The sequence below is a fragment of the Pedobacter hiemivivus genome (assembly GCF_004331685.1).
Classification (GTDB): Bacteria; Bacteroidota; Bacteroidia; order Sphingobacteriales; family Sphingobacteriaceae; genus Pedobacter; species Pedobacter hiemivivus.
Genome location: NZ_SJSM01000002.1, coordinates 287,191 through 311,556 on the forward strand (window position 1 = coordinate 287,191; position 24,366 = coordinate 311,556).

Annotated in this window: 16 protein-coding genes; 11 read left to right on the forward strand and 5 right to left on the reverse strand. The window is 41.3% G+C overall.

The genetic code is table 11. The annotated features are described in order from the left end of the window. The first annotated feature begins 4 nt into the window (after positions 1–4). From EZ444_RS04435 to EZ444_RS04450, 4 genes are all read left to right on the forward strand, one after another. On the forward strand, positions 5–2,257 hold the full coding sequence (locus tag EZ444_RS04435) for a Gldg family protein (RefSeq protein WP_131607519.1): 2,253 nt from the start codon (positions 5–7) through the stop codon (positions 2,255–2,257). A 73-nt stretch (positions 2,258–2,330) separates the two neighbouring features. Further along, the gene (locus tag EZ444_RS04440; RefSeq protein WP_131607520.1) at positions 2,331–3,452 is read left to right on the forward strand and encodes a FecR family protein; all 1,122 of its coding nucleotides are present in this window, start codon (positions 2,331–2,333) and stop codon (positions 3,450–3,452) included. A 193-nt stretch (positions 3,453–3,645) separates the two neighbouring features. After that, positions 3,646–7,320 carry a SusC/RagA family TonB-linked outer membrane protein gene (locus EZ444_RS04445; protein ID WP_131607521.1) on the forward strand — a complete coding sequence of 1,225 codons (3,675 nt, stop codon included), beginning with the start codon at positions 3,646–3,648 and terminating at the stop codon, positions 7,318–7,320. Between the two features lie 12 nt (positions 7,321–7,332). Then, complete coding sequence (locus tag EZ444_RS04450; protein WP_131607522.1) at positions 7,333–8,733, forward strand: RagB/SusD family nutrient uptake outer membrane protein; 1,401 nt, start codon at positions 7,333–7,335, stop codon at positions 8,731–8,733. An 88-nt stretch (positions 8,734–8,821) separates the two neighbouring features. Here the strand turns inward: EZ444_RS04450 and EZ444_RS04455 are convergent, their stop codons facing one another. Continuing rightward, the gene (locus EZ444_RS04455; RefSeq protein ID WP_131607523.1) at positions 8,822–9,592 is read right to left on the reverse strand and encodes an alpha/beta hydrolase; all 771 of its coding nucleotides are present in this window, start codon (positions 9,590–9,592) and stop codon (positions 8,822–8,824) included. Between the two features lie 220 nt (positions 9,593–9,812). Between EZ444_RS04455 and EZ444_RS04460 the strand changes: the two genes are divergently transcribed. The 3 genes from EZ444_RS04460 (at position 9,813) to EZ444_RS04470 (ending at position 12,395) form a co-directional block, all read left to right on the forward strand. Next, positions 9,813–10,868, forward strand: coding sequence for an aldo/keto reductase (locus tag EZ444_RS04460; RefSeq protein ID WP_131607524.1), 1,056 nt, complete (start codon positions 9,813–9,815; stop codon positions 10,866–10,868). A 173-nt stretch (positions 10,869–11,041) separates the two neighbouring features. Next, positions 11,042–11,455 carry an OsmC family protein gene (locus EZ444_RS04465; RefSeq protein WP_131607525.1) on the forward strand — a complete coding sequence of 138 codons (414 nt, stop codon included), beginning with the start codon at positions 11,042–11,044 and terminating at the stop codon, positions 11,453–11,455. A gap of 13 nt (positions 11,456–11,468) precedes the next feature. Further along, positions 11,469–12,395, forward strand: coding sequence for an alpha/beta fold hydrolase (locus EZ444_RS04470; protein WP_131607526.1), 927 nt, complete (start codon positions 11,469–11,471; stop codon positions 12,393–12,395). Here the strand turns inward: EZ444_RS04470 and EZ444_RS04475 are convergent. Then, positions 12,389–15,628 carry a sigma-54-dependent Fis family transcriptional regulator gene (locus EZ444_RS04475; RefSeq protein WP_131607527.1) on the reverse strand — a complete coding sequence of 1,080 codons (3,240 nt, stop codon included), beginning with the start codon at positions 15,626–15,628 and terminating at the stop codon, positions 12,389–12,391. The two genes, EZ444_RS04470 and EZ444_RS04475, sit on opposite strands and share 7 nt — an antisense overlap. Positions 15,629–15,797: 169 nt before the next feature. On the opposite strand from EZ444_RS04475, the gene EZ444_RS04480 reads away from it, so the two are divergent. Together EZ444_RS04480 and EZ444_RS04485 are read left to right on the forward strand one after the other, a co-directional pair. Next, entirely contained in the window at positions 15,798–16,613 is an 816-nt protein-coding gene (locus EZ444_RS04480; protein ID WP_131607528.1) for a helix-turn-helix domain-containing protein, read from the forward strand. Positions 16,614–16,663: 50 nt separating this feature from the next. Continuing rightward, a complete protein-coding gene (locus EZ444_RS04485) occupies positions 16,664–17,161 on the forward strand; it encodes an HD domain-containing protein (RefSeq protein WP_131607529.1) in 498 nt (165 codons plus the stop codon). Positions 17,162–17,201: 40 nt separating this feature from the next. Here the strand turns inward: EZ444_RS04485 and EZ444_RS04490 are convergent, their stop codons facing one another. Both EZ444_RS04490 and EZ444_RS04495 read right to left on the reverse strand, forming a co-directional pair. Then, entirely contained in the window at positions 17,202–17,948 is a 747-nt protein-coding gene (locus EZ444_RS04490) for a LytR/AlgR family response regulator transcription factor (RefSeq protein WP_131607530.1), read from the reverse strand. Between the two features lie 4 nt (positions 17,949–17,952). Continuing rightward, positions 17,953–19,566, reverse strand: a complete 1,614-nt coding sequence (locus EZ444_RS04495; protein WP_131607531.1) for a sensor histidine kinase — start codon at positions 19,564–19,566, stop codon at positions 17,953–17,955. Positions 19,567–19,735: 169 nt separating this feature from the next. On the opposite strand from EZ444_RS04495, the gene EZ444_RS27360 reads away from it, so the two are divergent. Next, the gene (locus EZ444_RS27360; RefSeq protein ID WP_205945212.1) at positions 19,736–20,041 is read left to right on the forward strand and encodes a hypothetical protein; all 306 of its coding nucleotides are present in this window, start codon (positions 19,736–19,738) and stop codon (positions 20,039–20,041) included. Positions 20,042–20,081: 40 nt separating this feature from the next. Here EZ444_RS27360 and EZ444_RS04505 read toward each other — a convergent pair whose 3' ends face one another. Further along, positions 20,082–20,831 (reverse strand): DeoR/GlpR family DNA-binding transcription regulator, encoded by a 750-nt coding sequence (locus EZ444_RS04505; RefSeq protein WP_131607532.1) that lies wholly within the window; start codon positions 20,829–20,831, stop codon positions 20,082–20,084. 420 nt (positions 20,832–21,251) lie between these two features. Here EZ444_RS04505 and EZ444_RS04510 point away from each other — a divergent pair, with 420 nt between their 5' ends. Beyond that, positions 21,252–24,362, forward strand: a complete 3,111-nt coding sequence (locus EZ444_RS04510; RefSeq protein WP_225874625.1) for a SusC/RagA family TonB-linked outer membrane protein — start codon at positions 21,252–21,254, stop codon at positions 24,360–24,362. The last annotated feature ends 4 nt before the right edge of the window (positions 24,363–24,366 follow it).

The window sequence follows — 24,366 nt, forward strand, 5'->3', positions numbered from 1 at the left end:
GCGCATGAAGAAAATATTAAAAATCGCAAAACTAGAACTCAGCGTCTTATTCTTTGCACCTGTAGCCTGGCTGGTGCTGGTCATCTTTTTCCTGCAGAGTGGCAACCGCTTTCTCGGCCTGTTTGGCAGTTACCAGGAGGCCATAGCCATGGGCAATCAGGTCAGCGACCTGACTTTCGCTATGTTCCCGGGTACAGGCGGCCTTTTCGAACAAACCTTGCAGAACATCTACTTTTACATCCCTTTACTCAGCATGGGGCTGATGAGCCGGGAAATAAGCAGCGGTTCCATTAAATTATTGCTTTCTTCACCCGTTACCGTTAAAGAGATCATTTTTGGAAAATACCTTGCCATAACCCTATATGGTTTCTTATTGGTCATGATATTGGTGGTATATGCGGTCACAGGTGCGGTCTTGATCCGAAATGCAGATTATGGATTGATCGCATCGGGCCTTCTGGCTTTGCTCCTCCTCATCTGTACCTATGCGGCAATCGGACTTTTTATGTCCAGTCTTACCGGTTACCAGGTGGTTGCAGCGATCAGTACGCTGGCTGTATTTGCAGCATTACAATATGTAGGAAGTGTTGGTCAGGGGATTGATTTTGTAAGGGATTTCACTTATTTTCTTTCTATTTCGGGCAGAACTGACGACCTCTTGAAAGGACTGATCAGCAGCAGGGATGTCATCTATTTTCTCCTGATCATTGGTTTATTTATTTCCCTATCTATCCTGCGTCTGAAGGCGGCCAGATCCCCTCAGTCTGCCGGGATGTTGTTAATGAAATATACGGGCATCATCGTTGCCGTACTTTTGATGATTTATCTCAGCTCGAGGCCACAGTTCATTTGGTACAAAGACCTGACCGCAAATAAAGTCCGCACACTGACGCCCAATAGTCAGGCAGTTGCAAAGCAGATTAAAGGTGATCTTGTCATCACCACTTATGTGAATCTCCTGGATCAAAACGTTTATGCCGGCCTGCCGGTCTCCAGAAATCTGGATATGTCCAGGTTCGATGCTTTCCGCAGGTATATTCCCGGCCTGAAGATGAAGTACGTGTATTATTACGACATCACGGATCTTAAAAACAATAGAAATATGGTCTATCAGGGGGACCTGACGGGTTTTACCGTAAAACAGGTGGCGGAAAAAGTGGCCGATAATATGGGACTGGATGTCAATGACTTCATGTCTCCCGCCGACATCCGTAAGCGCATCGACCTGAGCATTGAGGACAATAATTTTATTCGCGTTCTGGAATACAAAGGAAGGACGAGCAAGTTGAGGCTGTACGACGAAATGGATGCATTTCCTTCAGAAACAGAGATCACTGCGGCGATAAAACGCCTGATTGTCCCGGCAGCGCAGATTGCAGTCATAACAGGGCACAATGAACGTAGTATTTTGAAAACCGGAGAACGCAATTACGAATCCTTCCTCAACGCAAAAAAAGTAAGGCGCTCGCTGATCAATCAGGGTTTTGATGTTTCTACGATAACCTTGGATTCAAACCCGGTACCAGATCGCCTGAGCCTGCTGATCCTGGCAGACCCTGCAACGGCACTAAAGCCTGCTGAACTCACCGGATTAAAATCGTATATTGACAATGGAGGCAACCTGATGATCACTACAGAACCCGGACTGCAACAACTGATCAACCCAATCTTAAAATGGGTTGATATCCAGTTAAAGGAAGGCGCATTGGTGATGCCGAGTAACGACAATCTGCCGGATCAGGTGATCACAACAACCTTTAAGGAAGGAATGCCGGTGGCGATGCCGGGCGTATCCGCGTTGCAATATTACAACAATGGAGTTTTCATTGCCGATACCTTACTGATGAGTGCTGCCAATGGCTGGAACAAACAAGGGGAGTTGGCCAAGGGCTCGACTGATATTTCCTACCATCCGGATCTGGGCGATGTCAAAGGAAGCTATCCTACAGCTATAGCGCTCCACCGGACGGTCAGAGGTAAAGTGCAAAAGATCTTCGTGTCAGGAGATGCCGACTTTATCTCTAACAAAGAGCTGAGCCAGCCAAAAGGAATGAATCAAAGATTTAGCACTAAGCTGTTCAAATGGTTCGCCAATGGGGAGTTTCCGATAGATACGCGGCGGCCCGAACCTAAAGACAATGAAATTCTGCTTAAAAAAAGACAGATTTCAACTTTAAAATTGGTGTTTACTGGTTTAATTCCTTTATTAATCGGACTTCTGGGGGCCTACATCATCATCAGCAGGAAAAGAAAATAAATTTCATTCCCATGTACCACTTTGATAGCCACTATATTGTCTAACTATTTAACAAGCTTTTCCAACCACCAACATGACAGCGGAAGAATTACAGCAAATACTAAAAAGGTACAGTGAGGGCAAGGCAACCGAACAGGAAAAAGCATTGCTCGAAAGCTGGTACCTGAATTACAATGGCGACCATTCGGAACAGGCTCAAATGCCAGAGCTGCTGGAGGCGGTGGATAGGGTATGGGCAAGCGTAAATCCGGTGCCGGTAGTGGCGAAGCAACTCTCCCTATTTGCAAAACTGAGCATCGCTGCTGCGGTTCTTTTAATTTTGTCTTTTGGTGCCTGGTTTATCATGCACAACCAGGAACCGACAGCATTTGAGCTGAGTGCCGCTAATGATATTGAACCGGGACAGAACAGGGCGACACTTACGCTCGCTTCCGGCAGGAAAATCATTTTGGCGGAGACTGCAGCCGGTGAGATTCTCAGGGAACCGGGGCTCAGCATCAGTCATACCAAATCGGGAGAACTGATCTATACTGCAAAGCCAACAGGGAAAAAGGTAGCCAGCGTAGCATGGAATACACTCGAAACCTTTAAAGGGGAACAACATCAGCTGATTCTTCCGGATGGTTCTCATGTATGGCTGAATGCAGCTTCCTCGATTACCTTTCCTGATGCATTTTCAACCAGGCGTGAAGTTTCGGTCAGCGGTGAAGTGTATTTTGAAGTTGTCCATGACCGAACCCGGCCATTTATTGTAAAAAGTAAAGGGCAGCGGGTCGAGGTATTGGGTACACATTTTAACATCAATGTTTATCCGGATGAACCCTCCGCTAAAACAACCTTACTGGAAGGTGCGGTCAGGATTAGTGCTGAAGCCAGCGGTTCCAGTGTGCTGAAACCAGGAGAACAGGCCAGTCTGACCGCCGGAAAGATCGCGGTTTCTAAAGTTTCTACGGATGAAGTTATCGCCTGGAAGAATGGTTATTTCATGTTTGAAAGCGAGGACATTCATGCGGTCATGAGAAAGATATCCAGATGGTATAACGTCGAGGTCGTTTATGAAGGAGAAGTTCCTCAGGATACCTTCGGCGGTACAATTGACCGCTTTGCCAAAGTATCTCAGGTCCTTAAAAAATTAGAACTGACCGATAAGGTTCACTTTAAAATAGAAGGAAGGAGGATTATCGTTACGAAATAACAAATCTCACGATGATCCATAAAAAAAGGCCAGAAGTGCTTGTAACACAACTGGCCAAATGACTGGATCATTTACATACAATTTGCGATTCTATTCCATAAACCAGACAAACAAACTTAGCCATTATTGCCCGATAAAGCAATATGGATGGCCCTTCATCAGCTACTAAGTTTTTTGTCACAAACCAGATGAAATGTATAAAACCTATACTTATAAACTATTGTTCATGATGCGACTCACCACCGTCATTTTAATAGCAACCATAATGCAAGTCAGTGCTGCGGGCTTTGCCCAGAAGATCACATTGTCTGAAAAGAAGGCCAACCTGAAATCCCTTTTTAAAGAGATTCGCAGACAAAGCCAATATAATTTCCTGTATACCGATGCACTGCTGGCCAGTACAAAGCCAATTGATATTAAGGTCAATAACATGGAACTTAAAGAGGTTCTGGACCTGATCTTTCGCGATCAGCCACTTACCTATACGGTGGATGAAAAAACCGTGGTGGTCAGTGCAAGGAAGCAATCGCTGATGGACAAAATCAGTGAATACCTGCGGGCAATCGACCTGAGCGGGCAGGTACACAACGAATTGGGATACCCCATGCTTGGGGCCATCGTTCGGGTAGAGGGTACCAAAAAAGCAACAAGCACGGATGTGGAAGGCAGGTTCTTTCTGAAAGATGTCGATCCCCAGGGAAGGCTGATCATATCCTATGTAGGTTATCGGACAGACACCATTGCAATTGCCGGAAAAACGAGGATCAATGTGAAAATGGACCCTCAGCTCAACCAGATTCAGGAAGTTCGTATTGTGTCTACAGGTTACCAGGATTTACCCAGGGAACGTGCAACAGGCTCATTTGAGTCGATCAGTAAAGTTCAGTTACTACACAGTACCGATCCAAACCTGATCCGCAGACTGGAGGGAATCACGACGTCTATGGATTTCAGAAATGACCTCAGACCCATAAATTCCAGTAATCCCAATGCACAACGCTCACCTTTGGTAAACCTCACCATCAGGGGAAAGAATACCCTCAACGAAAATGAAAATGCAGACCTCAACGGGAACTTCAGCGGCCAGGTATTGGTGGTGATCGATGGGATTGCCAGCCCATATTCTATCGACAAGGTAAACCCCAATGATGTGGAAAGCGTTACGATCCTTAAAGATGCCGCTGCTGCTTCGATCTGGGGATCCCGCGCCGCCAATGGGGTGATTGTCATCAAGACAAAAAAAGGAGGATACAACAGCAAATTGAGGGTATCGCTGAGCAGTAACCTGAACGTCACGGAAAAGATCGACCTGTTTTACAATAAAACGATGCGGATCGGGGATTTTGTAGAGGCGCAGAAATTACAGTTCCTCAATGCGAATAAAGCACTTCCGGCGGTCAGCATCAGCAGTCTGTACGGACAGGAAACGGTTTCGCCGGTGGCGGAGATCCTGGATGCCTGGAAATTTAAAGGACTGAGTACGGAGCAGGAAGCAATGGCGCAGCTCGAAGCACTTAAAAACAATGACATCAGACGCGACTACACGAAATACTTTTTGCGCAATGCGATGACGCAGAGTCATGCGCTTGCCGTCGATGGCGGCTCGGAAAAATTTAATTACCGCATATCAGGCGGCTACGACAAGTCCATCAACAACACCCGAAATTCCGGACTGGACCGGATCGTGCTGACTTACAGTGCCTCAGCCCGACCGATCAAAAAACTGGAATTTCAGGGCAATATCAGTTACAATGAACAAAACAACGAAGAACAAGCAGAGGAAAACCGGATCAGTGGCGTAGCGAACAGCACATTTTTCCCTTATTCCCGCTTGGCAGATGAACAGGGCAAGCCACTTGAGCTGACCAAGACTTACCGGCCTGGTTTCATAGACCTTTTCGAAAGTACTTACACCGGAGGTCAGTTTTTAAGCTGGAGGTATAAACCACTGGAAGACATTAACGAAGGTTACAATAAACTCAAATCACAGAACCTGAACTTGAATTTTAGCAGTACCTATCAGCTATTGGATGGATTGTCCTTGCAGGCCACTTATAACTACAATACAGGTAGAAATGAGGACAATTCCCTGTATCGGCAGAATTCATTCTATATGCGAAACCTGATCAATTATTTTACCACTTCACTGGCTTCCACAGATCCTAGAACGGGCAACCCGGTAACGCCGTATGTGCGTCAGATCCCTCTGGGTGGACAATACACGACTGGTCTTACCAAATCGAACAACCAAACGCTAAGGGGACAACTAAACCTGAACAAAAGCTGGAACGAAAAGCATGAAATTTCGGCCATTGCCGGTATAGATCTGGCACAAAACTACAGCATCCTCAAAACGGACGGCTACTATGGCTACAATGAAAGTACACTGAGAAGCGATAACAAGCTGGATTACAAAACAATGATCCCTATTGTTTTCGCGGAAGATTTTAGCGGGTATAACGGGGAGTACATTGCAAACTTGTCCAGGGGTTTTCTGGATAACAAGGTCCGCACTTTCAGCTGGTACGCCAATGCTGCTTATACCTTCAACAGGAGGTATACTTTTTCAGCGAGTGTCAGAAAAGACCTTTCCAGCGAATTTGGCAGGGGGACCAACCAAAAAGGAACGCCTTACTACTCTATTGGTGGAAGCTGGAACATTGCTGCAGAACCTTTTTACCATTCGGAGCTTTTTCCGGTCCTGACTTTCCGCTCTACATTTGGTTATAACGGAAACGTAAACCCATCTATACTGGCCCGCCCACTGATCACTTATTCTGATGTGAATGGCGACAATGACCTGCCTTATGCCTTTACCAGTTATGGAACAGGAATCTCCAACAGCAAACTTAGACCAGAGAAAACAGGAATCTGGAACGTTGGGTTGGATTTCGGATTGAAAGGAAACAGATTGTCGGGAAGTTTGCAATACTATAACAAAAAGACAACTGACCTGCTGGCCAATGGCGAACTGGATCCAAGTACCGGCTATACCAACATCACGTATAATACCGGGAATCTGCGGGGTTATGGAATAGACCTGAGCCTGAATTCCCTGAATGTGCAAAGCGGACTTTTCAAATGGAACAGTAATGTGTTATTCAGCTACAATAAAGTGAAGGTGACCAAACTTTATGCGGCTACAGCAAGTCTAGCAGGAAGCGTGGTCTCTAACAGCAGTGGGTCCTATAATGAAGGCTATGATCTGTCGCGCGTATTTGGTTACAAATGGTCAGGATTAGACCCTAAAACCGGCGATCCGAGAGGCTATCTTGACGGTGCAATAGTGACCATCGCAGACAATGCGGAAGGAAATGCAGCTTACCAGGGCATTCAAAACGGACCGCTTACCTCGGTGAAGTACTTCGGTTCGGCAGTACCGGTATATTATGGCGCCATTCGCAATACCTTCAGCTATGGGAACTTTTCGGTTTCCGCAAATCTGATGTACAAATTGGGCTATTACTTCCGGAGACCTACTTCGCAAATGGTAAACTATAGCCAGCTAAACAGCAATATTCCGCTGATTCAGGGTATCGAGTATCAGGACAGGTGGCAAAAGCCCGGTGATGAACTGCATACCAATGTGCCTTCCGCTATTTTTACCTCCAGCAACCAGAACCGCGATAATTTCTACAGGTATGCGGAGATTAATGTGCTTAAAGGAGACCATATCCGCTTGCAGGAACTTAACTTTTCTTACACCATTAAGCCGGGGAAAAGCTGGTTTATTAAAAATCCCCGGATTTCTGCGAACGTCAACAATCTTGGAATCATTTGGAAAGCAAACGATCAGGGCATAGATCCTGAAGTATTCGATTATCCCAGTCCAAGATCTTACAGCTTTGGTTTTTCTGCTAACTTTTAACTGTTGAATATCATGAAAATAAACAGACTTATATTTTTGCTCTCTGCGCTTGGTATCCTGGTATCTTCTTGTCAAAAATATGTAGACATTAAGAAAAGTGGAGCACAATCGTTTATAGAGTCAGCGAACGATTGCCAGTTGCTGATGGACAATTATGAATTGTTCAATACCGGATATCCGATAGACGGAGAGGTTTCCGCAGATGATTACTATATGAACGATGCCAGGTTTGGTTCGGACCAGATCAGTATTGAAGACCGGACGATTTATACCTGGCAATCCGGAGCCATCAGAACTGCCGCACAGCAATGGGTAGACATTTATAATAAGGTCTATCATGCGAACCTTGTGCTGGAAGCGGTACAGGAACTAAATGGCAAAGAACAACCTGCCGTACTGAACAATTTAAGAGGCAGCGCCTTGTTTCTAAGGGCCTATGCATTTTGGAATCTCGCGCAGTTATATACAAAAACCTATGATGCTGCTACCGCTCAGAGCGATCCCGGAATCCCTATCGACCTTAGCTCAGACATCAATAATGTCCCTGGCAGAGGTACAGTTCAGGAAACTTATAACCGTATTGTTCAGGACCTGACTGAGGCCGGAGGTTTGATGAACCCGGTTTCTTCTGTGGCCTCACGCCCTAACAAAGCGGCGGCACAGGCCATGCTGGCGAGGGTTTACCTCTCAATGAGGGACTATCCCAATGCTTTAAGCAGTGCAAATGCTGCATTGACTTTGCGGAATACGCTGATCAATTTCAATACGCTGGACAAGGAATCATTCTCACCTTTCAGAAGGTTCAATGAAGAGGTCATTTTTCACTCCACCTTGTACAGTAAAAACGGCTCACTGGAGCCAGGTTATGGCTATGAGGACCTGGCCATCATCAATCCGGTACTGATCGCCTCCTATACCACTGACGACCTTAGGAAGACCATCCTGGTTAAGGAAAATACAGATGTCCCTGTACCATCAGTAACCTATAGGTTTACCGGGAATTATGAGGGAGCTGTAGGTTCGGCAAAACTTTTTAACGGCCTTGCGGTGGATGAACTGTACCTCATCAGGGCAGAATGTTATGCAAGGGCAGGAAATACGGGCTTAGCGATGGGCGACCTCAATACATTGCTTCGCAGCAGATGGACCGAAGGTACTTTTACAGACCTGGAGGCCACTAGTGCCGATAATGCCCTATCGATCATTCTGACTGAACGACGCAAGGAATTGCTAATGCGTGGTCAGCGTTGGACGGATTTGCGCAGGTTAAACAAGGAGCCCAGGTTTGCCACAACCCTGAGCAGGACAGTCCAGGGAATGACACATACACTGCCTGCAAATGACCTTCGGTATACCTTACTGATCCCACAGGAAGTGGTCATGAAATCAACGATACCGCAGAATCAACGATAGTTAAGCGATATCATAATTTTATTTAGTGATTTAAGTACTGTAGTTTTGTGCAGTACTTAAATCATCAATAATAGGTTCTTTCTATATATTATTGAGATTCATACCATTCCAGAATATGATCTGCTACTTTTTCCCAGCCTGGCTCTCCGCAAATGAAATGACTTTTGCCTTCAAATATTTTCACATCAACCCGGCTATTTGTATGCTTATATCTTCTGGCGATTGTTTGTGTAAGATTGGGTGGAAAGATATGATCACTACCGCCGCCAACAAATAAAATTGGCGCGTGGGCTTTCTTAAAATCTATATTTGAAAAGGAATTTAAAACTAATTCACGACTAACCTTATAACTTTCAGGTACGGCAAATTTTTCAAAGGCCCTTTCTTTCTCCGTATCAGGTATGGTATTAAAAAATGCATTATTGTACCATTTACGACTACCCATAAAATATTTACTGAAAGAAAAAAAACCAAATGCCGGTAATACGGTCTTAAGCGTTTGAAACGGTGGGAAAACATTTTTCGGCGGCGCCCCGTCAATACTTACTCCGGCCACTGCTTTTCCCATTTCTATCAATTTCAATACAACCATTCCTGCCATCGAATGGCCAATAATTAATGGCTTTTCAGGCAGGCTATCTATTAATTTAGCAATGTTGTTTACAATGTCTATAAATCCTGTTTTAACAAGGGCAGGATGGACTTTTGCTCTCAACTCCGCAGGATTTCCTTCGTGTCCGGGATTCGCAGGAGTATAAACTTTATAGCCTTTTTGTTCATAATAGTGCTTCCAATCTGCCCAACAGTTGTTATTCACAAAATTTCCGTGAATGAGTACGATAGTTTTTGATCTTTCCATGATATTCAATGTTTGAAAATTATAATAACTAAATGTGATGCAATCTTAAGAATTTCTGGCATTAATAGATGCACCCATAAGTACATTGGGATAAAACGTACAAGAATTGGCGTTGTTTGTCAATTGTTGGCCGCTTCACCGTTGGATAATTTTGAATTGAAAATCAGGAGTAGCAACCAAACCGCACACCATTGTTTAAACATATTTAATTAAAAACGTTATGAACTACAAAATTTTTGGAAAAAAAACGGGGTTAAGGGTTTCTGAAGTAGCACTTGGCACAGGAAACTTCGGCACACAATGGGGGCATGGTGCTGATGAGGCGACCTCAGAAAAAATATTCAACAGATATATAGAGGCTGGCGGGAACTTCATAGATACTGCTGACGGGTATCAGGGTGGTGAGTCTGAAAAAATATTGTCCGGGTTGATCAAGGGGAAAAGACAGGATCTGGTAATATCCTCTAAATTTTCGACAGGTGGAAATACCCTTCTAACAACAGGGAATAGCAGAAAAAACATCAGAACCTCTATTGAAGCGAGTTTGACGCGCCTTAAAACCGATTATTTAGATATTTACTGGGCACATATTTCCGATGGTCAAACCCCGGTTATAGAAGTAATGAAGACCCTGGATGACTTGACACGTGAGGGGAAAATTCTTTATGCGGGTTTCTCGAATTTCCCGGCATGGCAAATTGCAAGCGCCGCAACTCTAGCTGATTTGAACAATTGGGCTCCGTTAACCGGCATTCAGATCGAATATAACCTGATTGAGCGATCAGCGGATAGAGAGCTACTGCCTATGGCTGAAGCGTTAGGACTTGGTGTCGCATTTTGGTCGCCCTTAGCTGGGGGTACGCTTACGGGAAAATACCGGGCTTCGGTACAGGACAGTGTTTCAAGACAAAAAGCCTGGGGGGGAACACTAGTGAAGGCAGAGCGTAGTGCCAGAGAAACGGCAATTATAGATACACTAGAAGCAATTGCAGAAGAAAATGAGGTGAAAACCCTTGATGTAGCATTGGCCTGGTTACGTCAAAAACATGCTCAAACATCTTTATCTACCATTACAATTCTAGGTCCGAGAACTGAACAACAGTTGGCCGATAACCTGAGTTCACTTGAAGCGAACCTGACAGCAGAACAGATGTATCGCCTGAATGAGATGAGTTCAATTGCACTGGGCTTTCCCCATGAAATCATAGCCGCAACACAGGAGCGTATTTTTGGAGCGGGTTCTTCGCTAATGCAGCTGAAACAACAGGCGTATTAATATTGGGATAAAACGTACAAGGATTGGCGTTGTTTGTCAATTGTTGTACGCTTCGCCATTCGATAATTTTGAATTGAAAGTCAGGAGTAGAGGCATTTAGATGAAATTCCTCGCTTAAGAAAAATAACCTCAGGGTATCCTGGGATTTTGAGTTTAAACCTAATACTTAAAATATGAAACGTACAGCAACAGCAGTCTGGAATGGTTCTGGAAAAGATGGCAATGGCCATCTGACCACTCAAAGCACTATATTGGACAAATCACAATACTCATTTAATAGTCGGTTTGCAGAAGGGAAAGGGACCAATCCCGAAGAGTTGCTTGCAGCAGCACATGCCGGTTGTTTTACCATGAAACTGAGTTTTGTACTGGGGGATGCCGGCTTTGTGCCCGACAGCCTGGAAACTACCGCTTATATCAATTTTGAAAATGGTTCTATAACGGCCTCACATCTGGTAGTAAAAGCTAAGGTAAAAGGAATTGATCAGGCCCTTTTTGATACAAGTGTCAGGGATGCTGAACTTAATTGTCCTGTCAGCAGAGTACTAAACGCAGAGATTACAGTTGAAAGTTCCCTTGAAAGTTAATGAAACCCGCAAAATGAAAAATCCATTTATCAGACAGTCATTTCTTTTTGTAATACTCGTAGTCGCGAGCCTGGAGAGTTACGGGCAAAAAGCAATAGCATCCGAAACCAAACTTGTAGAAGTTGAAGGCAGAAAACTAGCTTATCGATCCATAGGGAAAGGTACTCCTATTATTTTTGTCAACCGGTTCAGAGGAACGCTGGATACCTGGGATCCTCTATTTCTGGATAAAATGGCAGAGAATTTCAATGTGATCACTTTTGAATATACAGGAATTGGCTCCTCTACAGGTACATTACCAACAGATATTGCAATTGTAGCCAAAGATATCAAAGATTTATCCCAGGCTTTAAACCTTAAAAAATTCATTGTTTTGGGATGGTCATACGGAGGATTGGTAGCACAGGCTGCCACCCTGATGTACCCGGATTTGATTACCCATTCTATTTTTATTGGTACCGGCCCTCCTGGAAAAAATGAAGTTCCATTAGAAAAAGCTTTTCTAGATGTCGCTTTAAAACCAATTAACAATTTTGACGATGAGGTTGTACTCTTTTTTGAACCAAAATCCGAGGCCAGCGTTGCAGCGGCAAAAGCCTCACATGATCGCATTGCAAAAAGAATTGACATCTCAAAAATACCTTCAACAATGGAAGTTTTTAATCTTTATTTTAAAGGTGGCGACGGATTTCGTGAAGACAAATCAAATTTCAGGGAGCAACTGAAAACCACCAAAACTCCAATGCTGATTATATGTGGAGATCATGATATAAGCTTTGCTGTTGAAAATTGGTATCCGTTTACAAGACAGCTTAAAAACGCGCAGATGATTACGTTCATGCAGTCGGGGCATGGGCCTCAACATCAATATCCGGAACTCTCCGCAAAATACATTACTGATTTTATTAATCTAAGTAAAAAGAACAGTCCTTTCTATTGAAAGGATTGTTCTTTTTTAATCCCAAATTTTTTAATTTTAGAGTTCAACGTTGACACCGGAACGCCTAATATTTCAGCAGCTCCACCCTTGCCATATACTTTTCCCTTGCATTTTTTCAAGACTGACAATATATGGTCGCGCTCATTTTCATCAATAGTTTTAATATAGAGTTCAGCAATTGAAGATCCTGTTTCCATGCGTTTCAGTACCGGCAAATGAATGTTTTTTATCGTGTCACCATTGCTAAGCAAGACACTCCTCTCTATGAGGTGCTCCATCTCCCTTACATTTCCCGGCCAGTCATAGGCCATCAGATCCTGTAAAACCTTACTTGAAATGTTCTTTATCGCCCTGCCGGCATTTCTCGAATATTTGGAGATAAAATGCGCAGCCAGTACAGGGATGTCTTCTTTACGATCCCTCAAAGGAGGTAGGTTTATTGGAAAAACATTGAGCCGATAAAAAAGGTCCTGGCGAAAGCGTCCTTCATTAACCTCTTTTTCAAGATCTCTGTTTGTGGCAACAATTATCCTTACATCTATTTTAATGGCATTCCTGCCACCAATCCTTTCTATTTCCCTTTCTTGTAAGGCTCTTAAGAGTTTTGACTGAAGTTCAAAGGGAATTTCGCCAATTTCATCCAGAAATAGAGTTCCATGATTAGCCAGTTCAAACTTGCCAATCCTTCTGTCTGTTGCACCAGTAAAACTTCCCCGCTCATGACCAAAAAGTTCGCTTTCAATTAAATTAGCAGGTATAGAAGCGCAATTTACCTTTACCATCATTTTATCTTTGCGCGGCGAAATGTTGTGGAGCGCCCGGGCAATTAGTTCTTTTCCAGTACCGGTTTCACCTAAAATCAATACCGTACTATTGGCAAAAGAGACTTGTGACAACAAATGAAATACTTTTTGCATTTCAGTACCTGTACCAATAATTTCACTATAGTTCCCATCCGTTGATATTTCTTTCTGGAGGTATAGGTTTTCTACTTCGAGCTGTTGTTTGTAGGTATTGATTTCATCCAGCTGTTTTGTTATTTTTTCGTTTGCCAAAACATTTGCTAAGGCTACAGACAATTGATAAGCAATTCCCTGGATAAGATTAAACTGGTGTTTGTTGAAATAATTTTTCTCTTCAGAATGAAGGAAAAAGGCACCCATATTTTCCTTGCCTTCGCGCAAAGCAACACATACCATTTCATTTATACCATTTTCGTGTAAGAAAACTGCCCAGCTTGGAGCAGTTTTCTTTTCTAAAACCTGCCGGTAATTCAAAATAATAGGGCCATCAGCAGCTAAAATAACATCGCAGATCCCATCAGCAATTGGATAAACTCCAATTGAATTGGGAAGGCAATCAATATGATTTGTTCGCTTCTCTTCCATATCCAGCACAAAGGCACTATAAGTGTTGTTTTCTTTATTCAAAATAATAATTGATGCATCATTATAATGGAAGAGTTTTTTAAACTGATGGGTAAAGATGCTTAGTAAATCTGTCCTGTTTCTGATAGAAGCGATGTCATTGCCCAAAGAAAGCATAATCTCTTTTTCCTGCTGTCTTTTAAGGATGTCTTCGTTAGCAATGATATTAGCCAGGGCAATTGATATCTGGGAACACACTCCTTTAAAAACATTGGTCATGATGATATCTGAGCACTTTACCTGCGATGGTTGTATCCATAATATCCCCAGGTCCCGCTCTCCGATACGTAAAGCAGCACCAACAATAACTTTAATTCCAAGGGAGTGAAAGAAGCTGATATGTCCAGGAACCTCATCGGCGGCCATTATCGCATCAATATCAAAAATCACAGGTTCATCAGTCTGTAATACCACATCATAAAATCCCTCTTCAAACTTATAATTATTGAACAGTGTATCGATAAGCTCAGTCTTTTTGTCGAAAGGGGTATCCTCAGGGTCGAACAGGTATGGGCCATAAGTCATTTCAGCGCCCTGAAGAACCACGATCGTATAATCCAGAATAGAGAATAACTTTTTTAGCTTCTGGTTGATGATCCTTGCCAGATCTTCCTTACTTCTCACCAGTGACATCTCATTACTTAACGAAAGTAATAAGGTTTTCTCAGCTTCCCTTCGCTCAATTTCATCGTTGGCGAGTAATTTGGCAACGGCTATGGATATCTGATAAGAGATCCTTTGCATAATATACAACGCGCTTTTGGGAAAAGAAAGGAGTTGTTCTGATAAAAGAACAAAAAGCCCGATCAGCCGGTCACCATCAATCAATTTAATGGCCGAAATTTCCTTGATTCCTGCCTTATGGATAAACGTTGCGGGACTATTTATATACTTTACCAGGAACTCGACGTCAATGATTGTTGGCATGTGGGCATTGGAGAGATCGCTATCCAGAAGCGGATACTCCGCAGACATTGCCGCCTGAAAATCAGGATTTCTCAATCTTTTTTCTTCGACCTCACAAATATATACCTGGTAAACATTTCGATCTTTGTTATAGATCATAACAACTACATCGTTAAAATGGATATATTTTTTCAACGTAGTACTGAAAATTTTTGCAAGGTCCCCCTTGTTCCTTATGGAAGCAATTTCATTACTGATCAGAAGGAGCGCTTCATTTTCCTGCTCTCTTTCCCTTGCAGCCTCTTCTGCTAAAATATTGGTAATGACAAAAGAAATCTGGGGCGCAATTTTTCCTATCAGTTGAAGATGATGGGGTGTAAATGAATATTTTTTTTCTGACCAAAGTGTCAAAATCCCAATAGGATCATCCCCATGGCATAAAGCTATTGATAAACTTTCTACCAGCCCAGCCGCTTTTACAATTGGCATATATGAAGGTGGGGAAAGCCATTTATTTACCTCCTCAATATCAAAGATCAAGGGTGCTTTTGCATTCAGAATTGTATCAATAAAGCCGTCATGAATGGGGAGGTCTGTGTTGACTATACTTCGATAAGCAGTATGTTCATCACGCCTTTGGTCACTAACCCTAAGAATGGGGTTTAAGGTTTTGTTTGCTTTATCCAGTTTGCAGATAAATATATCATCTGTTGCAAAAAGTTGCTTCAGCTTTGGGTATATAGTTCGAAAAAGATCCTCTTTACTTCGAACCGAAGCAATATCCTTACTTAAAGAAAGTAAAATATCCATTTCTAAAGATTCAATATTGTTGCCGGTTTGTCCAGTTTCGTGTATGTCGGCTGGAACCATAGGTTTTTTTATTTTCTTTGATTTGGACATATTTCAAGATAGTAATTATATGTCTAAATATCGCCAATGCTTTAAATAATTAGCGATATTTAGATAGCTTTTTAAGTGGGGTTTTGTTTTAAGTGTAAGATTGTCAGTTTGTTATGTAGTGGATCGGTTGTTGTCATATCATTGAGGCTTGAATCTTAAAGATGATAATATGCAATTCGAAATTAGAACTTTAGACCAGTGTACCTGTAATGAGCTCTCGACCAGACAGGCTGACCAGGATAATGGCTATCGGATAATCTGGGTGCAGAAGGGAGATGGTATATTCAAGATAGATCTGCAAAGTCTCATGATTAAAGAAAATGTAGTCTACTTCCTTTGCCCTGGTCAAATATGCGTATTTGGCGCCGAAGGGAAACTTGATGGGTATTACATCTACCTTTCGCCGGAATTTATCCATCTTTTAGATAGGCGGTCGATATCCTCTTTTTTCGCTCCAAAATATAATTCATTTACGGTAAGGTCTATACAACCGGATTTAGACCTACAAAAGGACCTTGAAGATATAATGGCAAAAATGTTGAAGGAATTTAGCCTTTTTACCCCCTCTAAATTAGAGATTTTAATAGGGCTTTTTAATATTTTCATCATTTATCTTTCCAACGGGTCTGAATTGATACAGCTGAAAGAAAGGTCTGACAGAGGGAGCGAATTGGCCGAAGAGTTCTTTGATTTGCTTAACAACCACTATAGGACGAAAAAGATGGTGTCCGAATATGCCAGCATTTTATATGTTTCTCCAAACTATCTCAACCGTTCAGTGAAGAAGATTTCCGGTTTTGCAGCAAGGTACCATATCCATCAAGCGATTGTTGTGGAGGCAAAACGGCAAGCAATTTATACGGGTTCAACTATGAAGGAAATTGCCTATTTCTTAGGTTTTAAGGACTATGCCCATTTTAGCAAATTTTTCAAGAATAATTCCGGGGTGAATTTCACCAGCTTTAAAAAAGAAAGGGCAACATAAAAGAATTTTAGGTCAATATGGGGTATTCATACAAAATCATTGATGATTTAATGTCCCGATTTAAATCGGTCATTGGTATCGATTATGGGAAATATCGGAACCACGTTTGTCGTGTCTTCCTGCATTGTATTTTACTTGATAAAGATAAGCGTAATGAAAAAAAATATGCCATTGCAGCTGTATACCATGACATTGGAATTTGGACGGATCGGACCATCGATTATTTAAACCCATCTATTGTGCAGGCAAATAACTATCTCAAGGAAATTGGAAAAACGGAATGGATAGAGGAAATTGATTTAATGATATATTGGCACCATAAAATAACAGGATATAAAGGAGCGTATAAGGAAACTGTGGTGATTTTTTGCAAAGCAGACTGGATGGATGTGTCGTTGGGAGTCTTAACTTTTGAAGGTGATAAAAAAAAGATCGCAGAAATTAGACATGAGTTTCCGAATCTGGGTTTTCATTTGTTTCTCATAAAGGAGGTCTTGAAAAATGCGGTTAATCATCCGCTGAATCCTTTTCCTATGTTCAAGAAATAGTAAACCTGGTATAAAATCCACGACTTTTGGGATTTATTACTTAGAGCTGTTGCAGGGCTTGTTTTACAGTGTCCTTGTTGGGCTTAGAAATGGGTATTTTTTCTCCAGACATTAAAAGAAGAATACCGCCGTCTTCTTTTAACCAGCTTTTTACATATTTTGGATTTACTAAATGGCTTTGATGAGTTCTTAAAAATCCGTTGGGGCGCAGTAAATCTGCATATTCTTTAAGTGATTTAGAAACCAATATTTTTTCATTGCTCGAAAGGAAGAAGTGGGTATAAGTATTGTCTGCCTCGCAACGTATAATTTCTGATAAAGTAACGTACCTTATTTCGCTTTGCATCTGTAGGGCAATTTTGCTGACGTTCGTTTCTGGCTTTTTTAGTTGTTGCAGTAAAAAATCGAGCTGCGATGTTTGTATTTGTGTTGCTAATTTATGTTCGGCCTTATTTACCGAGTTGATCAATTCTTCAATATCAATGGGTTTTAAGAGATAATCTAAGGCGGCAGATTTTACAGCTTGTATCCCATATTGATCGTAAGCGGTAGCAAAAATAACTTCGAAACTGCGCGTTGGAAGCAATTTTAGCACATCAAAACCTGTTTGCTTGCCCATTTGAATATCCAGAAACACTAAATGAGGTAAATATTTTTCAATAGCATCAACCGCGTCACTTACATTTTGTGCTGTTGCCATTATAGTTACCTGCGGACAGTGCTTTTCTAGCAAAGTCCGTAGGTTTTCTAAGTTGGAAATTTCGTCATCTATTAAAATTGCCCTCATTGTATTATAGCCAATCAGTTAATGTTAAGCTTATTTTAGTGCCCTTAGTGGTGGATTGTATAGCTAAAGTAAAGCGGTTTTCTTTATAAATACTATTTAACAGCGCTATTCTATTGTTACTTAATAGAAGACCTAAACCATTATTGGTTTTTTCTGTGTCAAATCCATTTCCATTATCGGCAACAGTTAACACCAAATCATTGGCATGCTTAATAAATGTAATCATAATTTTTCCATCGGTACCCTTTTGCGATATGCCATGCTTCACCGCATTTTCTACAAAAGGTTGTAGCAGCATACTTGGTATTTCTATGTTATCTAAGCCTAAGTTTTCGGAGTGATTAATTTCGTACTTAAAGCCGAACCGTAATTGCTCCATTTGTAGGTAATCGTCTAATAAAGTTTTTTCTTGTGACAAACTAATCAGTTCTTTATCATCAAGTACGTTACGAGTTAATCGAGCAAATTTGGAAAGGTATTTATTGGCATTGTCTATCTCGTTTTTGTTCATTAAATTTTGAATGCCAGAGAGTGCATTAAACAGAAAATGAGGGTTTAATTGGGAACGAATTGAGTTAAGTTGAAGCTTCGCCATGTTTTTTTGCTGCTCTTTTTCTGCCAGCTTTTTTTTGTTTCTTTTTTTTGTGAAGTAAAGGATAACAAGAAAGGCCAATCCAATAGCAAATGCTACAATAAACGCATATATAAAAAGTTCTTTTTTGGTGTAGTTTTCTTCATCTACAGTTATAGAAAGCGTATGTCTGGTGATATATTTTTCTATATCTTTTGCTGAGATATCGCAATCCATGCATCCAGTCCATTTAATCAAAGGCTGTATCATAATTTCATAACTCCCCGATTTTTTGAAAACGTTTTTGTCGATTTTCACATAAGGTAAAAACTCATGCTCTTCAATTAAGCCACCGTATTCCCAGGCAGTTGATTCGAAAATTATTTTATTTGTTTGCTTGTCTTTTATTGAGGTGTGGTAGAGATAATCAATATCTGATCTGTCTTTTACAATGGTTAGTTCTTCGTCTTTTTTAGTGAAAGTAAGGTTTGTTCTTTCTTTTGGGTCGGTGATCCAATTGTAGTCAACGCCTTTGTCAGTTGCGAAACGCTTTGAAAAACCTTTGATCTTTGCTCTTGGAATAGGCTTGCCGTAGAAAACGGCTTTGTCAATATCAAGAGGTTTTTCGATGCTGTAGATTAATGTGGTAATCGTCTTGCCTTTTATAGGGAAAATACCAAGTGTGGTAGAGCGGAATATTTCTTCATCCCCCCTGTCGACATCCTTCAGTTGCGCTATGTTAATCGATTTGTTTACTACTATTGGTTTATTATCAGCCAAAATTGTATACCGATAGTGCTGTATATTTATATCCTTTCTAAAATAAATTTGGATACTTACATTGTTGACTTCAGGTAAATAACTAAAAGATGTGCGGGGCTGATTGGGGAACATATTTGCATAAAAGACATTTTTGGCTGAACTATCTACACACATAAGGAGTTTTCCTCCACCAGGATATGTACGAGAAAAGTTGATGCCTTTTTGTGCATTTACTGTAGATAGCGCAATAAAGAAGCTGAGAAATATAAAGATGATTTTTTTCATAATGCTAAGTTTAATTTTCATCAAACTTGTAGCAATAATAGCGAAACTAAAACCATAAAACAGGAAGGGCCGTGTTTGAAATAGTAGATGTGTTGTTTTATGCAGTATTTGAATATAAAACTTTCCCGCCTGCTCATAAACTTTGCGATGCCAACCTTCGAGAATATTGTTGTTTCTGGTATTAATAGGTGCCCCCATAAGTCAAGGGGAAAAGAAGGATCTGGTACTATCCTCTAAATTTTCGACAGGTGGAAATACCCTTTTAACAACAGGAAATAGCAGAAAAAACATTAAAACCTCCATCGAAGGGAGTTCGAAGCGCATTGCAGCTGTATACCATGACATTGGAATTTGGACGGATCGGACCATCGATTATTTAGACCCATCTATTGTGCAGGCAAATAACTATCTCAGGGAAATTGGAAAAGCAGAATGGATAGAGGAAATTGAATGGATGTGTCGTTGGGAGTCTTAACTTTTGAAGGTGATAAAAAAAAGATCGCAGAAATTGGTAGCTAAAGCAGTTTTAAGTTATCATTCCTGTAATTGGCTAGTAAAGGGCTGTCGGGAGACAATTCAGTAATCAGATAATTGATGTGGTTGGGATCGCAGATTCTTATCCTTTGCGCGGTATTCAATTTCTCAGAAATACTCAGTACTGCAGTTTTTTTCGAAGATCGAATGATTGCTTTTTTCACCTGGACGATATCCCAATCCATATCCGTAAGACCTTCTTCAGAAGAAAAGGCATTTGCGCCTAAAAGACACAGATCTACTTTAATGTCCACCAACTGATTGATCACACTTGCGCCAACATGCAGGTTCGCATTTTTGTTGAGTTTGCCTCCAATAGTAATCACTTCCAGATTACTATGGTCAGACAAAGTAATTGCTACTTGCGGACTTATCGTGAAAAATGTAACCTTAAGGTTTTCAGGAATCATTTTTGCCAATTCTAATATGGTTGTTCCACCTTCTGTAAGAATAACCATTTCATTTTTTATAAGCTTAAGCGTCTTTTCTGCAATCTTCTTCTTCTCATTTAAAGCATAGACTTCATTCTGTGTGTTGAAAGGCGAAACAAATGATTTGCTTGCTGCCCCTCCATGTACTTTTAAAAGCTTACCTGTTTCAGCAAGTTCTTTTAAATCGCGTCTTACCGTATCATCAGAAATGTTTAATAAGGTACTTAAATCAGCTGATAAAACCTTGTTATGAAGGTTTATTTCTCTCATTATCAGTTTGTGTCTTTCTTCTTTACGCATGCTTTTGAGTCGTTATGTAAAAATAGTAAATCTCTCAAAGTTGAGATTTTTTTGCGGTTTGATGATTTATTTTGAATGACTAAATGCAGTAAATTTAGCTTGTTTCCGCATATTTCATACTATTTAATTAAATAAAGTTATAAAGGTGCATTTTTTATGCGGTTTTGTGGTCTGTGCTTTTGTAGGCAGTTTTAATGCCGGTTTGCCAGGAATTCCTTGTTTCAAAGCTTCAATAGGCTGTATTTTTAGATAAATACATTTTTTTTAAAAAAAATTTGCATGCTATTATATTGCGGTTATATTTGTATTATAAAACGCATAAAAAGCGCAAATAGGTGTTTTTGCAGTGAAGATTGGGTTTGAGAGGTTGTTTTGCTGCTTATTTGCGTTTTTGTTTGCTAAACTAATCAACCAAACCATATGTATAAAATTCTACAATTTATGTTTTTGCTGTTATTTATAACAGAAGCGAAAGCCAAGGATCTTTTTATTTACTCGGATGTAGAGAAAGGGTCAGCAAAAGAGTACACGTCTGAAGTTGTTTTTTTTCAGGAGGTAGATCAGGGGGTTGTAAAAGGCAAGGTAGTGGATGAAGAGAATATTCCCATGCCTGGTGTTTCGGTAAAGATTAAGGGGACTAATATAGTTGTGGTTACTGGCGCGAATGGCGGATTTTCTTTGCAAATCAGGACTGAAAAGGATTCTATTCAGTTTTCCTTTATTGGCTACAGGTCACAGACCATTAGTGCTAATGTTAAAAAAAACATAACAATTCGACTTCTTCCTGATGGTAATAAAGATTTAGACGAGGTAGCTGTTATTGGTTATGGTACGCAAAAGAAGGTTTCAGTTACAGCTTCGCTGTCTACAATTTCAGTTAAGGAACTAGAGCGGGTTTCCACGCCTTCTTTAACCAATGCTATTGCAGGTAAGCTACCTGGAATTATTACCAGGCAGGCAAGTGGAGAGCCCGGTGGAGATGCCGCGCAAGTATATATAAGAGGCTTGTCTACTTTTGGAAGTAATGGCCCTTTGGTGCTTATTGATGGGGTTGAGCGGGATATGAATGTGATCAACGCACAGGAAATTGAAAGCTTCACCATTTTAAAGGATGCTTCTGCAACAGCAATCTATGGCGTACGTGGGGCCAATGGTGTCATACTTATAAATACTAAACGGGGTGAGCTTGGAAAACCGACCGTTACCTATAGATCCGAAGCAGCTACTTTGAAAGCGCTGCGTCTTCCTGAATATATCAACGGCGGACAATATGCATCCTTAATGAATGAAGCATTATTATATGCAAATCAGTCGCCAGTGTGGAGTGAGGAAGAAATAAAAAAATTCTATGACGGTTCTGATCCATATCTATACCCAAATTCTGACTGGACCAATGCTGTTTTAAAGCAAAATACCTGGCAGACCATTAATAATCTTAGCGTAACCGGTGGTACGGAAATCATTAAATATTATACAAACGTAGGTTTTACCCTACAGGATGGGCTGTATAAACAGGATCCTACAAATAAATTTAACACCAATGCGAATATCAAACGTTACAATTTCAGAAGCAACGTAGATCTTAATCTGTCTAAAAGTTTGACCATGCAGCTGAGCCTGGGTGGAATTATTCAGAACGGCAATTATCCGGGTTTTCGTGCGGGAGATATATTTCAGTCATTAAAAGTGATTTCACCAATTGCTTTTCCGGTAACCAATCCGGATGGAACTCCCGGTGGCGACCGGACCTATCTTGGATGGAACCCATGGGGAAGGTCAACCCAATCAGGATATTTAACCCAGGACAGAAGTACCTTGCAAGGTACATTCGGTGTCAACTGGGACATGTCTTCTTTCACCACCAAGGGATTGTCACTAAGAGGCTTGTTCTCGTATGACCGTGTAGCACAAACTGATAATGGAAGGGCTAAAGAATTTGCAGTTAAAAGGTATCTGGGAAAAGACCCAATAACGGGTGAGGATATATACAGCGCTAATTATAGAGAGGAAAAACCTCTGGCTTATTCATTTTCAAATGCGGCCGACCGGGCGATATACAATGAACTGCAATTGAATTACAACCGAAGTTTTGGACGGCATGATGTTACTTCCATGTTATTATTTAACCAGCGCGACTACGTAAGCCTTACAGCAAGCTCCTCTATCCTGAATATTCCCTACCGTAGGCAGGGATTGGCCGGACGTACTACTTATGGCTTTGACAATCGCTACTTTGCTGAAATTAATTTTGGCTACAACGGTTCTGAGAATTTTCCGGCGGGAAAAAGATATGGTTTCTTCCCTTCCTTTTCTGCAGGCTGGGTGGTGTCTAATGAACATTTCTGGAAAGTACCCGCAATTTCAACTTTAAAATTCAGGGGATCTCACGGAAGAGTAGGTAATGACCAGATCGGACAGCGGTTTTTATTTCTGAGTACCATTAAAACACAGGGTCAGTCTTACGGTTTTGGCCCCGGACAAGAAGTATTATCCGGTATGGAGGAAAATGCAATTGGCAATGAGAATGTAACCTGGGAAACGGCACAGAAAACGAACATAGGAATGGATTTAGGCTTGTTCAAGGATCAGTTGACGCTCCAGGTGGACGTGTTCAGCGAAAAACGTAAAGATATCTTGTTGCAAAGAAAAACTGTTCCTTCAGTAGCCGGGTTTTTCCCATGGTCTATCCCTTTTGGCAATCTTGGTAAAGTAAATAATAAAGGGATTGACGCTTTGCTGGAAGTCAAGCATACCACTTCGGGCGGCTTGTTTTACGCCTTACGGGGCAATTTTACTTTCGCGAAAAATACAGTCATAGAAAATGACGAACCCGCCAAGCGATTCCCTTATCTGACTGGAAAGGGGTTACGCCTTGGTCAGTCCTTCGCATTTATCGCTGATGGGTTCTTTCAAAGCCAAGCTGAAATAGAAACCAGTCCGGAACATACTTTTTCTGAGGTACGTGTTGGCGATGTAAGGTATAAAGATATAAATGGGGACGGCGTGATTGATTCTTCTGATCAGATCCCCGTAGGTTTTCCTCGCTTGCCCGAAATGTCATTCGGCTTTGGCGGGACCGTATCCTTTAAAGGTTTCGATGCAAGTGTCTACTTTACCGGGGCTGCCCGTACCAGTGTTTTCTTAACAGGTTTTTCAATGTGGCCGTTTTACGAAGGTAAGGGAGTTAACAATGTGCTGACAGAATATTATGATAACAGGTGGACACCATCGAACCCAAATGCACGATACCCGGCTATAGACGTAGGTAACAATCCTAATAATTACGTGAATTCGACACTATGGATGCGGAAAGGAGATTATTTGAGGTTAAGAAATGCCGAAATCGGATATACCCTGCCAAAAAAATTGACTAACAGAATAGGTATTGATAATCTCCGGGTTTTCGTAAACGGCGTGAATCTTATTACCTGGGACTACATCAAAATCATAGATCCTGAATCTAATGACGGTACAGGCGGTTATCCTTTACAGCGCTCACTGAACGTAGGTTTACAGATAGATTTTAAATAATACT